The organism is Vibrio sp. Vb1018, from assembly GCF_033338775.1.
In the GTDB taxonomy this organism is placed as follows: Bacteria; Pseudomonadota; Gammaproteobacteria; order Enterobacterales; family Vibrionaceae; genus Vibrio; species Vibrio alginolyticus.
Genome location: NZ_JAWOTI010000007.1, coordinates 132,568 through 146,378, shown reverse-complemented (window position 1 = coordinate 146,378; position 13,811 = coordinate 132,568). Strand labels below are relative to the sequence as shown.

The 13,811-nt window shown below is 43.5% G+C and carries 11 protein-coding genes; 5 read left to right on the top strand and 6 right to left on the bottom strand.

Going from position 1 to position 13,811, the window contains the following annotated elements; all coding sequences use genetic code 11:
- Positions 1–14: 14 nt before the first annotated feature.
- Positions 15–974 carry a tRNA dihydrouridine(16) synthase DusC gene (dusC, locus tag R7Z10_RS09980; RefSeq protein WP_017633856.1) on the bottom strand — a complete coding sequence of 320 codons (960 nt, stop codon included), beginning with the start codon at positions 972–974 and terminating at the stop codon, positions 15–17.
- 170 nt (positions 975–1,144) lie between these two features.
- Here dusC and R7Z10_RS09975 point away from each other — a divergent pair, with 170 nt between their 5' ends.
- Positions 1,145–1,762 (top strand): YecA family protein, encoded by a 618-nt coding sequence (locus R7Z10_RS09975; protein ID WP_005380818.1) that lies wholly within the window; start codon positions 1,145–1,147, stop codon positions 1,760–1,762.
- Positions 1,763–1,841: 79 nt separating this feature from the next.
- Here the strand turns inward: R7Z10_RS09975 and dsbB are convergent, their stop codons facing one another.
- Together dsbB and nhaB are read right to left on the bottom strand one after the other, a co-directional pair.
- On the bottom strand, positions 1,842–2,378 hold the full coding sequence (gene dsbB / locus R7Z10_RS09970; RefSeq protein WP_031779052.1) for a disulfide bond formation protein DsbB: 537 nt from the start codon (positions 2,376–2,378) through the stop codon (positions 1,842–1,844).
- 83 nt (positions 2,379–2,461) lie between these two features.
- Entirely contained in the window at positions 2,462–4,048 is a 1,587-nt protein-coding gene (nhaB, locus tag R7Z10_RS09965; RefSeq protein ID WP_005380822.1) for a Na(+)/H(+) antiporter NhaB, read from the bottom strand.
- A 639-nt stretch (positions 4,049–4,687) separates the two neighbouring features.
- Between nhaB and fadR the strand changes: the two genes are divergently transcribed.
- Complete coding sequence (gene fadR / locus R7Z10_RS09960) at positions 4,688–5,527, top strand: fatty acid metabolism transcriptional regulator FadR (RefSeq protein WP_005380824.1); 840 nt, start codon at positions 4,688–4,690, stop codon at positions 5,525–5,527.
- Between the two features lie 110 nt (positions 5,528–5,637).
- On the opposite strand, the gene R7Z10_RS09955 is transcribed toward fadR, so the two are convergent.
- Together R7Z10_RS09955 and metG are read right to left on the bottom strand one after the other, a co-directional pair.
- The gene (locus R7Z10_RS09955; protein WP_017821380.1) at positions 5,638–6,447 is read right to left on the bottom strand and encodes a hypothetical protein; all 810 of its coding nucleotides are present in this window, start codon (positions 6,445–6,447) and stop codon (positions 5,638–5,640) included.
- Between the two features lie 210 nt (positions 6,448–6,657).
- Complete coding sequence (gene metG, locus R7Z10_RS09950; RefSeq protein ID WP_005387290.1) at positions 6,658–8,733, bottom strand: methionine--tRNA ligase; 2,076 nt, start codon at positions 8,731–8,733, stop codon at positions 6,658–6,660.
- A 162-nt stretch (positions 8,734–8,895) separates the two neighbouring features.
- On the opposite strand from metG, the gene apbC reads away from it, so the two are divergent.
- From apbC to R7Z10_RS09935, 3 genes are all read left to right on the top strand, one after another.
- The gene (apbC, locus tag R7Z10_RS09945) at positions 8,896–9,972 is read left to right on the top strand and encodes an iron-sulfur cluster carrier protein ApbC (protein ID WP_054574796.1); all 1,077 of its coding nucleotides are present in this window, start codon (positions 8,896–8,898) and stop codon (positions 9,970–9,972) included.
- Between the two features lie 180 nt (positions 9,973–10,152).
- Entirely contained in the window at positions 10,153–10,794 is a 642-nt protein-coding gene (gene udk / locus R7Z10_RS09940; protein ID WP_005380833.1) for a uridine kinase, read from the top strand.
- A gap of 188 nt (positions 10,795–10,982) precedes the next feature.
- The gene (locus R7Z10_RS09935) at positions 10,983–13,070 is read left to right on the top strand and encodes an AsmA family protein (RefSeq protein ID WP_226083592.1); all 2,088 of its coding nucleotides are present in this window, start codon (positions 10,983–10,985) and stop codon (positions 13,068–13,070) included.
- 62 nt (positions 13,071–13,132) lie between these two features.
- Here R7Z10_RS09935 and cobO read toward each other — a convergent pair whose 3' ends face one another.
- A complete protein-coding gene (gene cobO, locus R7Z10_RS09930; RefSeq protein ID WP_005380837.1) occupies positions 13,133–13,738 on the bottom strand; it encodes a cob(I)yrinic acid a,c-diamide adenosyltransferase in 606 nt (201 codons plus the stop codon).
- Positions 13,739–13,811 lie beyond the last annotated feature (73 nt).

Here is a 13,811-nt window from a genome sequence, read left to right as displayed (position 1 = left end):
TTTGTGTTCGGGAGTTATGCAACCTGAGAGTTTAAGTCATCGCGGTAGCGTTGAATATGCTCAACAATTGGTGCGGCTTTGTTGAACGTTCTGATTTCTCTAAATAGGTCTTTTGCTTCAGGATAAGCCTGACGTAAGTAAGAGAACCATTGTTTTACGCGGTTTGGGTAATACAAGCCTTTATCGCCTTTCATCTCAAACTTGGAGTAATAGATGAGCAACTCAACCACCTCGGGCCATGACATTGGCTGGTGGTTATGTTTTACCATATTGCCTAAGTTAGGGATATTGAAAGCGCCTCGGCACACCATCAAAGAGTTAACGCCAGTCGTTTCAATGCAACGTTGACCGTCTTCATAATTCCAAATTTCACCATTCGCTATCAGTGGGATATCGAAACGTTCACGAATTTGGTTGATGTAATCCCATTTTATCTCAGAAGCTTTATAACCACCTTGTTTAGTACGTGCGTGTACGGTCAATTCATTTGCGCCAGCAGACTGAATGGCATCGACAATTTCAAAGCAATCTTCAGGGTTCTCCCAGCCAAGACGAATTTTTGCAGTTACGGGAATGGCTTCTGGAACGGCTTCTCGACAAGCTTTAACAACACGGTGAATGAGCTCTGGATGTTGGAGTAGCGCTGCTCCACCTTTACTTTTGTTGACCATTTTGGCTGGGCAACCAAAGTTTATATCAATACCTCTGGCGCCAAGATTTGCCGCTTTAATTGCGTTCTCAGCCATCCAGTTTGGTTCTTGTCCCAACAATTGCACATGTACTGGCACACCAGATGCAGTCTGAGAACCTTGCAACAGCTCCGGGCATAAACGGTGAAATACATGATCGGGTAATAGCTGGTCGATTACGCGAACAAACTCCGTAACACACAGGTCATAGTCGTTTATCTCGGTCAGGATTTGGCGCATCAAATGATCTAAAACGCCTTCCATTGGGCCTAGTACAACTCGCATAGCTTGCCTAATACAGTTTGGTGGTAAAAAGGAGGGCGATTGTAGCGATGTAAGTTAAGTTTGTCATTAAAAGAGTCGAAGCGCCCAGTGCAGTCAAACACACAACGTTAGGTTACGTGCTTTTGAGCTCTGAGGTATAATGCCGCCAAATTTATGGGAAACCAGATGTCATGCAATACACATTGATTGAAAAAGGTGAAGTTCACGTCGATGAATCTTGCCTATTTATCGAAGGCGCAGTGTTAGCTGCGAATCTGACGACAAAACCACTCGCTCCTGAAAAGTGGTTAGAGCCGCTATTAGGTGAGGGATTCAAAGCGATTCAACCAGCTGTGGAAGAGCAAATTCACAAGCAGCATAACCGAATTCAACGAAACGAATATTCCGTGCTAGAGCTAACAGGCAAAGAACCTGAACAACTTGCTGATTTTGCCGAAGGCTTTATGTCTGTTTGGCCAATGATTGAAGAACAGTGGCAGGACGTTGAGCTCAATGATGGATTACAGCGTATGCTGCAAGCATTACTGACCACTTTGATGCTGGCTATCGATGAGCCAGCAACGCAGCAACAGATGCGCGACGCAGGTATTGAAACGCCACCGGCCCTGACAGATTTAGTCGACCAGCTTGATTTAATGGTCGGTGAAGTCGCGCTGGGCGCGGATGAGTTGATGGTAGGAAATAAAGCTCAAAGCCTAAACCCATTCAAAGGTATCGGGCGCAATGATCCCTGTCCTTGTGAGAGCGGAAAAAAATTCAAGCAGTGCTGTGGTCAATCACGCGGCTAAAGCGAATCGCCGCGCTATCCACTTAACAAAAAGCCGACCAGATGGTCGGCTTTTTGTTAATTTTTACGCGTCAGTAGGATTAACGAATTGGATTAACGCGTTTTGCAGGGAAGAATTGTGCAATTACAATTAATGCCAAAGCGATTAAATTGCCTGCAAAAATTACTACTAACCATTGTGGCATTGATAAATCAAGGAGCTGCCACACAACCTTAGAGCAATCACCATATGCTTCAAACATCCAAGGAACCCACTGATTGAGCGGAGCCCAGCTAGGGAATGTGACGAATAAATCGCAAGTCGCGAATGGTGATGGATTAAACTGGTAGTCAACGTGCTGCATTGCAAGTAACAAACCCTTGTAAGCACTTAATCCCCAGCCTATCAAACCTAGCCAGCGGAAAATTGGGTTCTTGGGTGCCAATATACCAACCATTGCAGCGACGCCCACTCCCATCATCGCGACTCTTTCATAAATACACATGACACATGGTGCAAGCATCATGACGTGCTGAAAATAAAGGGCACATGCTTCAAAGAAAACGACGAATAGCAGAAGCAGTAGCCACGATAAACGTCCCTTTGAAAACTGGTTAAGTGAATTTAAAATAGTCACGTTTTTGTTCCTGTCTGAAATAGAAAAAGCTCTGAATACTCAGAGCTTTTTATCGTGGATAAGTTTCCTAATCAACTCAAATTTTAGTGACCACCGGATACTACGGGAGTCAGATCACCACTATGAGGTAAAATCCAACCAGCTTCGTAGAAAGAAGCTGTTGCAGGCTCTAGGAAGAACATGATTCCCATCAGACCGACAATCGCAAGAACGACGGTGTAAGGCAGCGCCATGATAACCATTCGACCGTAAGACAGACGAATTAATGGAGCGAGAGCCGATGTGAGTAAGAATAGGAATGCCGCTTGACCGTTTGGCGTTGCAACAGAAGGCAGGTTAGTACCAGTATTGATTGCCACCGCCAGTAAGTCGAACTGATCACGAGTAATGAGGCCCTCAATGAGTGCAGTTTTTACTTCATTGATGTAAACCGTACCAACGAACACGTTATCCGACACCATAGATAATAAGCCATTCGCCACATAGAACAGAGCTAGCTGAGTACCTTTATCTTCAACGGCAAGCACCGCATCGATGACTGGTTTAAACAGCTCTTGATCAATGATTACAGCAACGATCGAGAAAAATACAGCAAGCAGTGCAGTGAAGGGCAGGGCCTCTTCAAACGCTTTCCCCATGGAGTGCTCTTCAATGACACCAGTAAATGCGGTCGCTAAAATGATCACAGAAAGGCCAATTAAGCCGACAGCCGCTAAGTGCAAAGCGAGTGCAACGATCAACCAAACCGCAATAAGACCTTGAACCCAGAGTTTTGCGACATCTTGATTTGTTCGCGTTTTACGCTCTTCACGGTCAAAATCGACGAGGATCTGACGAACGTTATTAGGAAGCTTCGCGCCGTAGCCAAACACTTTAAGCTTTTCAACTAAAGCACAAGTGATGAGACCACAGAAAAATACAGGTAGTGTCACTGGAGACATACGGATTAGGAATTCACCAAATAACCAACCCGCTTGGTCTGCAATAATTAAGTTTTGAGGTTCACCAACCATCGTGGTTACGCCACCTAAGGCAGTACCTACACCAGCATGCATCAACAAAGAGCGCAAAAAGGCACGATAGTTTTCTAGGTCATCACGCGTTAGTTCAGTGATCGTGTCATCTTGTGTATGGTCATGGTCACCGATAGGGTTACCAGACGCCACTTTGTGATAGATAGAGTAAAAGCCGATCGCCACGCTGATAACAACGGCGATAACCGTCAAGGCATCCAAAAACGCAGACAAAAATGCCGCAGCAAAGCAGAACGCGAGTGATAGTAGGGTTTTAGAGCGAATGCCAAGTAAAATTTTGGTAAAAATGAACAGCAATAGCTGCTTCATGAAGTAGATGCCCGCAACCATAAATACCAGAAGTAGCAGTACTTCGATATTTGCTACTAATTCGTGCTTAACTTGCGCAGGGCTAGTCATGCCGATAGCAATGGCTTCAATAGCAAGTAAACCGCCAGGTTGTAATGGGTAGCATTTTAATGCCATTGCTAGCGTGAAAATAAATTCAGCGACCAACAACCATCCAGCTACAAATGGGTTTATTAGGAAGAATACAATCGGGTTAATTATTAAGAAGGCTATAATGGCAACTTTGTACCAATCAGGCGCTTTACCAAGGAAGTTCTTGATAAAAGCGTTTCCGAGCGATATCGGCATGATAATTCTCTTTATAACAAAATTATGAATAGACACTACAATAGTGCTTAAGTATCTGTTTGTTAGACTTATTAACTAGTCTTTAAAAACAATAACTTAGTAAAACAACAATCCTTTGTTTATTGTAGTCTTGCCAAGTTACTTCCCCTGAACTCAAGCACCGCTCACTTTCGACCGCAAACTCTACACTCAGGCATTTATTAGTCAATAACAAAACGTGATGCTACCGACTAAAATGACTTTTTAAATGTAATAACGCGATCAAAACGGCGTTACTATACCATGAAAGTCTTAAAAAAATCCTCTTGGATTTTAAATGACGGTCAGTGACGAGAAAAGGCAAATTAAGAAAGAATATTAACTGTGATATACAAAGTAATTTTTCATATTTTGAATATAAAAATGTGACACGGTTGTCTTTATTTCTCCGAGATTTGTGAGCTGTTTAATTAAATGAAAATTCATATTTTACTGCTTTCGCTCGCATGTTAGAGCCTCTTAAATTGACACAACATATAGAGTATTAACTCTATGTTATGGAGTCGTTTCCACTATTGATCGTAAATTTTCTCAAACCGCTAAGTAGTGGTATGATGAGTAGTATCGACCCTCAGAAATCAATATTGGATAAAAAGTAGAATGGTCATAAAGGCGAAAAGCCCTGCGGGATTCGCAGAAAAATATATTATCGAGAGCATTTGGAACGGCCGTTTTCCTCCAGGCTCAATTTTACCTGCTGAGCGCGAGCTGTCCGAACTGATTGGTGTTACTCGAACGACTTTAAGAGAGGTTCTTCAACGACTAGCCCGTGATGGATGGCTGACTATCCAGCACGGCAAACCTACGAAAGTTAACCAATTTATGGAGACCTCTGGTCTGCATATTTTGGATACTTTAATGACGCTAGACGTTGATAATGCGACAAACATTGTAGAAGATCTGCTTGCGGCACGTACTAACATCAGTCCTATCTTTATGCGCTATGCATTTAAAGCGAACAAAGAGAGCTCTGAGCGTACAATTAAGAACGTAATCGAATCTTGTGAAGCTTTAATGAATGCGGCTTCCTGGGACGAATTCATCGCTTCTTCGCCGTATGCTGAAAAAGTTCTGCAGAATGTGAAAGAAGATAACGAGAAAGATGAAGCGAAGCGTCAAGAAATCTTGATTGCTAAAACGTTCAACTTTTACGATTATATGCTTTTCCAGCGCCTAGCATTCCATTCAGGAAATCAAATTTACGGTTTGATCTTTAATGGTTTGAAGAAGCTCTACGATCGTGTCGGTAGCTACTACTTCTCAAATCCAGCTTCTCGTGAGCTAGCTCTGAAGTTTTACCATCAATTGCTCGAAACTTGTGAAAGTGGCCAGCGTGAACAACTACCAGTAGTGATTCGTCATTATGGTATGGAAAGTGCGTTGATCTGGAACGAAATGAAAAAGCAATTACCAACGAACTTCACGGAAGACGACAGTTAAGCGCTGACAAGTTGGATAAGCGAAAACCGCAGTGCCTTAGGCCTGCGGTTTTTTTGTTTTTATTTATAAGTCGGCGACGGACCAAGCACCAATAATAAGGCATGGAACGTTTATCCTGCTAGCGAGAGTCTGGGTAACGGTAGATATAATGACTCTACGACATCTGAAAGGACATGGTCGTAAGTATTGAAGATGGTCAATGACAAGTCCGATGTGACGCCATAAAGCTCTGCTTCTGTTAAGTCGACATGACTCCCTGTCACGTATTCATTTAGCGTCTGTATTGAGCGCGTGGAAGCAGGAGAGGTAATGCTAAGTGGAGCGATAACCGCTAGTTGGTTTAGCTTACGCATCATGACCGATGCATAGTTTTTGAAACGCTCATTTCCGCCTTGTTCTCCTAAATCTTGAATGCTGATTCGTAACTGAGTCAGGGTCTCCAAGCTATCCATAATGTTTTGCCAGTTCATGTGATACTCATTATGCAAGTCATCTCTTTGCTCAACCGCTAGCCATGCGATGGTTACTTCATCCATCAAAAACAAGCAATGACGAATTAACTTACCATGCTCCATCTGGTTTCTTGCAACACTATGGTCATTCCATTGTTCAAGTAGTTTCCCTACTTTAATCTGTAATACGCGATACATGGGTTTGTTTTCAAACCGTGATGTTTCGACTAAAAGATGCAGCTTGTTAGTCAGAGCATCATGAAGAGCGTCCAATTTTTGTTGATCGTTTTGTTGGAATTGAAGCGAGTAGTGAGTAGCAGCTCGGTGGTGTCTCAGAAGGTGAACAACATCTCGCAACAATGTTAACAGCTGATATTTGCGCGCATGTTGCTGCTCTCGTTTAGAAGATAAGTGATATATTCCGGCTAAAATAGCGATGGACAATAGTGTGGAAATCAAAACAAACATAACCAACTCCTTGTTAGTGTTTGGACCTAACAAGGAAGATAGCAGTTTTGATGCCACTAATTAAATTCTATTAAAACAGTAATTTAGGATTGTGATGGGAGAGGTGCTGTACAAGTTTGGTGCACAAATTCCCCAAAAGTGTGAATTCAGTCAAAAAAAGTCCCCGCTGAACTGGCGAGGACTTTTTAAATTTGATTGTAAAGCTACAACTTACATTACGCGCATACCAGGTTGAGCGCCTTCGTGTGGCTCAAGGATCCACAGGTCACTACCACCAGGGCCTGCCGCTAGGATCATACCTTCAGACATACCAAACTTCATCTTACGAGGTTTTAGGTTTGCTACCATTACCGTTAGCTTACCTTCTAGCTCTTCAGGTTTGTAAGCTGACTTGATGCCAGAGAATACCTGACGAGTTTCACCACCGATGTCCAATTGGAACTTAAGCAGTTTGTTGGCTTTTGGTACTTCTTCACAAGAGATGATGCGAGCGATACGCATATCTACTGCAGCAAAAGCATCGAACTCAATCTCTTCAGCGATTGGTTCTTTGTCTAGCTCGGTTTGGCTAGCCTTGTTCTTTTCCGCTTCAGCTTTCTCTTTCGCCGCCATTTCTGCCGCCGCATCTTCTTTAGACGCTTCGATCATCGCTTCAACATTCTTCGGATCGATACGGTTGAACAGTGCTTTGAACTTAGTGATCTCGTGGCCTGTTAGTGGAGCAGCGATGTTTTCCCAAGTTAGCTCTTGGTTTAGAAACGCTTCAGTACGCGCAGCTAGCGATGGCATTACTGGTTTCAGGTAAGTCATCAGTACGCGGAATAGGTTGATACCGACAGAACAGATGTCTTGTAGTTCCTGATCTTTGCCTTCTTCTTTTGCTACAACCCACGGTGCTTTTTCATCAACGTATTGGTTAGCTTTGTCTGCCAATGCCGTGATTTCACGGATTGCACGACCAAACTCACGCGTTTCGTAAAGCTCAGCGATACGGTCAGCAGCAGCAACAAATTCGTTGTAAAGTTCAGGCTCTGCAAAGTTGTCAGACAGTTTGCCTTCAAAACGTTTCGCGATGAAACCTGCGTTACGAGATGCCAGGTTAACGATCTTGTTAACAACGTCAGCGTTTACGCGCTGAGTGAAGTCTTCAAGGTTAAGATCTAGATCGTCGATACGGCTGTTTAGCTTCGCAGCGTAGTAGTAACGAAGACACTCAGGGTCTAGGTGCTCTAGGTAAGTGCTTGCTTTTACGAACGTACCTTTAGACTTCGACATTTTTGCGCCGTTTACGGTTACGTAACCGTGTACGAATACGTTGTTAGGCTTGCGGAAGCCAGAACCTTCTAGCATTGCTGGCCAAAATAGGCTGTGGAAGTAAACGATGTCTTTACCGATGAAGTGGTACAGCTCTGCTGAGCTGTCTTTTTTCCAATACTCGTCGAAATCTAGGTCGTCGCGCTTGTCACATAGATTTTTGAAAGAGCCCATGTAGCCGATAGGCGCGTCTAGCCATACGTAGAAGAATTTGTTCTTCTCACCAGGGATCTCGAAGCCAAAGTATGGTGCATCACGTGAGATATCCCATTGCTGCAAACCAGACTCGAACCATTCTTGCATTTTGTTCGCTGTTTCAGCTTGTAGCGAGCCAGAGCGAGTCCACTCTTTTAGCATGCTTTCAAACTGAGGCAGGTCGAAGAAGAAGTGCTCTGAATCTTTCATTACTGGCGTCGCACCAGAAACCGCAGATTTAGGATTGATCAGTTCTGTTGGGCTGTAAGTCTCACCACAGTTGTCACAGTTGTCACCGTACTGGTCTTCAGACTTACATTTTGGACAGGTACCTTTTACGAAACGGTCCGGTAAGAACATCTCTTTTTCTGGATCGAACAGCTGAGAGATAGTGCGGCTAGAGATAAAGCCATTTTTCTTCAACTCAAGATAAATGTGTGACGCTAGCTCACGGTTCTCATCTGAGTGTGTGCTGTGGTAGTTATCAAAGCTGATATCAAATCCAGCGAAGTCTTTTTGGTGCTCTTCGCTAACTGCGGCAATCATTTCTTCAGGAGTAATACCCATCTGTTGCGCTTTAAGCATGATTGGCGTGCCGTGAGCATCGTCAGCACAGATGAAGTTTACAGTGTTGCCGCGTAGGCGTTGGTAACGAACCCAAATGTCCGCTTGGATATGCTCAAGCATATGACCAAGGTGGATCGAACCGTTAGCGTACGGAAGGGCACAAGTTACCAGCATTTTCCTTGACGGAAAGTTTTTTGGATCGTTTGCCATACTTAATATTCGCTTTTCTTGATAGGTATAAATAAATTTTGATGGATAATACTACCCCATGAACTGACTAACTCCAAGGTGTCAAACTGCGGAATGCCTTAGTTTTTTTGGGGTTCTGGTTGAGCCTGGACGGTGGTAGCATGACATCTAAAAGGAGGGCTTATGCATCAGTTCACTTCAAAACAAGATTTTTGTCACTGGTTTAACCAATTCCAACATCCACAGTTGGTGGAAAACTGGGCAGATATTCATGGCGCAATTTCGATTACGACACAGGGTTCTATTGATATAACGTTGCCATTCGCAAGTAATGAGCTTCAAACCGTACTGCATGACTGGATTAAACAGCAGCAAGCCTCGGGTAAAGTGGCTGAATTCCCATTTAATATTCGCCTTGGAGTTAAAGCTTTAGAAACTCAAGTGGCTAACTCGGTTAAGGGTGTTAAGAACATCGTTGCCGTCAGTTCTGCGAAAGGTGGCGTTGGTAAATCTACTACCGCAGTTAACTTAGCGTTGGCGATTGCTCAATCTGGGGCGAAAGTGGGATTGTTGGATGCAGATATCTATGGTCCGTCTGTACCTATGATGTTGGGGCAAGAAGATGCTAAACCAGAAGTTCGTGATGGCAAGTGGATGGAACCCATTTTTGCTCACGGCATCTATACTCATTCTATCGGTTATTTGGTGGATAAATCAGAAGCGGCGATATGGCGCGGTCCAATGGCTTCAAAAGCGTTGTCGCAGTTATTAACTGAAACAGATTGGCCAGATTTGGATTATTTGGTGATTGATATGCCGCCAGGTACGGGGGATATTCAATTGACTCTGTCACAACAAATTCCGGTAACAGGTAGCGTGCTAGTCACAACACCGCAAGATTTAGCCCTTGCCGATGCAAGGAAGGGAGCGGCAATGTTTAACAAAGTCCATGTCCCGGTTATTGGTGTTGTGGAAAACATGAGTTATCACATTTGTAGTCAATGTGGCGCGAAAGAGCATATTTTTGGTATGGGCGGAGCTGAAAAAATGTCGCAAGAATTTGGCTTAGCATTGTTAGGACAAATTCCGCTTCATATCTCTATGCGAGAAGATATTGACGCTGGCGTGCCAACGGTAGCAAGACGCCCAGAAAGTGAGCATGCAGGGTATTATAAGCAACTTGCCGATCGCGTATGTAGCACGATGTTTTGGCAAGGCAAAGCAAAACCAGATGCGATTAGCTTTACAATGGTGAACTAAGTTTACTATGCCTGTTGGTTGATAATCGCACATTTTAACGTTTGCTCGGAGGTTAATCCTCTGAGCAGGCAGAAACTTATGACTAAACCCTAATTCCAACTAGTAACTATGGGGTGAACTCCCTATAATCAGGCAGTTTATCTTTTTATGTGACTAGAAATCATCATCGGGTGCAAACTAATGTCTGATAATAATCAATGCGTCATCGTAGGTATTGCTGGCGCTTCTGCTTCTGGAAAAAGTCTGATCGCGAGCACTATTTATAATGAGCTTCGCGCGAAAGTAGGCGATCATCAAATCGGTGTCATCACGGAAGATTGCTACTACAACGACCAAAGCCACCTAAGCATGGAAGAGCGAGTAAAGACGAACTACGATCACCCGAGTGCGTTGGACCACGACCTACTGTGTGAGCACCTAGAAAAATTGGTACGTGGTGAAGCAGTAGAAGTGCCTGAGTACAGCTACACTGAGCACACAAGAACAATTAACACCACCACAATGACACCTAAAAAGGTGATCATTCTAGAAGGTATCCTTCTTCTTACAGACCCTCGTCTTCGTGATTTGATGCATGCGACAGTATTTATGGACACACCGTTAGATATTTGCTTGCTTCGCCGTGTTAAGCGTGATGTGGAAGAACGAGGCCGAACTATGGAATCTGTTCTTAAGCAATACCAACAAACAGTACGTCCGATGTTCATGCAGTTTATCGAACCTTCTAAGCAATATGCGGACATTATTGTTCCTCGCGGTGGTAAAAACCGTATCGCAATTGATGTATTAAAAGCTCACATTGCAAGACTTTTGAAAGCTTAAGCCTATAGACGGCTATATCGCTTTATTTTTAGGAGAAGAAGTGGCACCTTAAGTGCCACTTCTTTTTTTGTTTTTAAATTAGTCAGTTGCAGGTTAAAACCAGACACTTTTCACGCTTTTGTGGAACTGTCAGCGGTAAATGGAGTCTGCGCTTATAATTGTAAAAACACTCGAGCAAGGAAAAACAAATGAAGAAACTGCTCTTAATTCTAGCAATACCGATTGTGGTCATTTTGGTCGCAATTTTAGCGTTAACCATCTTCGTCAATCCGAATCAGTTTAAACCCCTTATTGTTGAGCAAGCGCAAAAGCAAACGGGATTAGAGTTGGTGATTGAAGGGGATATCAGTTGGCAATTTTTCCCATCGATTGGCTTTGAGTTGGGACATACAGAATTGCGAAATCCACAAGGCTTTAGTAAACCCAATTTATTCAAAGTTGATACCGTTGGTGTAGACATCTCTGTTATGCCACTTTTTAGTCAACAGCTTGAAATTGGAAACGTCACGCTTGATGGTGCTGAGTTCTACATTGAAACCAAGAAAGATGGCAGCAAGAATATTGATGCATTGACGAAAGCCCAAACACAACAAGCAGAACAAGAGAGCAATGCTGCGCCTACGCAAAATGGTGAAACGCAAACTTCTGGTTCTGATTGGAGTATTAATCTTGCTGGCGTTACGGTTTCTAACGGTTCATTAGAAATGCAGGATAAGCAAGCCGGTAGTTACACCAAACTCTATGATATTTCATTAAACCTTTCCGAATTCGCTTTTGACAACTGGACAACGGCTGATTTTGGCGTGAAGGGCGAAATGAACGACCAAAAGTTCACCGCGAAAGGTCAGGCAGACTTTAAGCTAGAAAAAGGTTTGGCAAACTACGCGCTAAAGAACATCAACTTTGATGCGACATACTCTGACCCTGCCAATAAAATTGAATCGGCAACGATCGGTTTAGACACGTTTGAATTCGATAAAGTAAATAACCTGACTTATGCCATTAAGGGTGACGCTGGTGGTATGAAGTTAGATATGCAGGGTGCTGGTCAACTTAGCGTGGACAAGGCTATCAGCAAAGTACAGTTGGATAAGTTAACTCTTAAATCGACTTTTGAGGGTGATGCTTTACCTCAGTCCCCGATGAAAGTCGACATGGTGTCTGATCTGTCTTTCGACCTAACGAAAAACCATCTGAGTTTTGTTCTAGAGAAGTTAACAGCGAATGCTATCGCCCTAGATGGTAAGGCAGATGTGACACTCGGTGATATTCCTAAAGTACGCTTTGCTCTCCATAGCCCCAATATCGATCTTGATGAGTTCTTAGGGTTAGATAAGCAAGCTGCCGAAGGTAATAAGCCTGCTTCTGGTGGCGAGAGTGCTCCTGCCGGACCTGAGGTTGAGCCTGATTTGTCTGCGTTGAAAACGTTAGATGTAAAGGGTGACATTACCATCGACAAATTCAAAGCGGCAAATGCGAAGATGGAAGCGGTAAAAACGAGCTTCACTGTAAATCGTGGCGTGTTTGAGCTTACATCTTTTAGTTCGAAGTTGTACCAAGGCTCAATCTCAGCGACAGCGAAGTTAGATGCACGCCAATCACCAGCGACTTACAGTGTTAAAAAGTCAATCAAAGGCGTGAAAGTTCAACCGCTACTTATAGACGTTGCTGAAAACGACAAACTTGAAGGGACAGGTAACATTGATGTGAATGTTACAGGTAAGAGTCTCACGCCTACCGGTATCAAGAAGAATCTATCTGGTACGGTTGTTATCAATTTTGCTGACGGTGCGGTGAATGGCATCAACGTTGCTCAGTTGATTCGTGAAAACTATGCGAAATTTAAAGGGCAAAAAGTTGAAGGCACCAATGAAGCTAAGAAAACAGACTTCAGTGCGATGACGGCGACATTGAAACTCAACAAAGGTGTTGTATCAACGGATAATATGCAAGCTCAGTCTCCATTGTTACGTGTTCGTGGTAAAGGTACCGCAAACTACATCAATGAAACAGTCGACTTTACTATCAGCACGTCAGTTGTAGGCAGCCTAGAAGGCCAGGGCGGTAAAGATATAGATGAGCTGAAAGACATCACGATTCCAATCAATGTGTCTGGTAAGTGGGCAGAACCTAAGTTTAAGCTCGTATTCGATGATGTTCTGAAGCAGAAAGCTCAGAAAGAAATCGATCGTGGCGTAGAGAAGCTAACGGACAAAATCAAAGACGAGAAAACCAAAGATGCGGTCGATGGTTTATTGAAGAATCTTTTCAACTAACCGTGCGTGAAAATCAAAAGGGTTGGCATTTTGCCAACCCTTTTTAAATTACTCTGCGAGTGTTACCAATCGACGCCTTTGAGGGCTTTTACGCCAGATTCAAATGCGTGCTTTACATTTTTCACTTCAGAAACGGTATCGGCCATTTCAATCAGGGTTCGATGTGCGCCACGCCCAGTAATAATAACCGACTGCATTTTAGGTCTGTTGCTCAGTGCTTCGACCACTTCGTCTAAGTCGATGTAGCCGTAGCTCACCATATAAGTTAGCTCGTCAAACAAGATGACATCGATAGAGTCGTCTTGCAGCATGCGCTTACATTCTTGCCATACGCCTTGCGCTGCTTCGGTATCAGCGGCTTTGTTTTGAGTTTCCCACGTAAAGCCGGTTGCCATTACTTGGAATTCAACGCCGAGTTTCTCAAGTAGGTTGCGCTCACCGTTGTCCCAAGTACCTTTAATAAACTGCGCGACAGCACAATTCAAACCATGACCCACTGCGCGTGCGATCGTACCGAATCCTGATGTCGATTTACCTTTACCATTTCCGGTAATGATCAGTAGCAGACCTTTTTCCTCTTGAGCAGCAGCGATTTTTGCGTCTACCTGTTCTTTGACTTTTTGTTGGCGAGCTTTATGGCGTGCTTCTTTATTTTCTTCGATAGACATAATACTTCCTCAATTCCTTTTCGTGCTGTGCCCAAGCTAATTTGGGTTCATTGATTTATCTCGCTATGATAGA

Bases quoted from the DNA above. Each gene is read 5' to 3' on its own strand.
- R7Z10_RS09935 (WP_226083592.1), top strand. From the start codon at position 10,983: ATGAAGAAACTGCTCTTAATTCTAGCAATACCGATTGTGGTCATTTTG.
- R7Z10_RS09975 (WP_005380818.1), top strand. From the start codon at position 1,145: ATGCAATACACATTGATTGAAAAAGGTGAAGTTCACGTCGATGAATCT.
- cobO (WP_005380837.1), bottom strand. From the start codon at position 13,738: ATGTCTATCGAAGAAAATAAAGAAGCACGCCATAAAGCTCGCCAACAA.
- R7Z10_RS09955 (WP_017821380.1), bottom strand. From the start codon at position 6,447: ATGTTTGTTTTGATTTCCACACTATTGTCCATCGCTATTTTAGCCGGA.
- dusC (WP_017633856.1), bottom strand. From the start codon at position 974: ATGCGAGTTGTACTAGGCCCAATGGAAGGCGTTTTAGATCATTTGATG.
- apbC (WP_054574796.1), top strand. From the start codon at position 8,896: ATGCATCAGTTCACTTCAAAACAAGATTTTTGTCACTGGTTTAACCAA.
- metG (WP_005387290.1), bottom strand. From the start codon at position 8,733: ATGGCAAACGATCCAAAAAACTTTCCGTCAAGGAAAATGCTGGTAACT.
- udk (WP_005380833.1), top strand. From the start codon at position 10,153: ATGTCTGATAATAATCAATGCGTCATCGTAGGTATTGCTGGCGCTTCT.
- nhaB (WP_005380822.1), bottom strand. From the start codon at position 4,048: ATGCCGATATCGCTCGGAAACGCTTTTATCAAGAACTTCCTTGGTAAA.
- fadR (WP_005380824.1), top strand. From the start codon at position 4,688: ATGGTCATAAAGGCGAAAAGCCCTGCGGGATTCGCAGAAAAATATATT.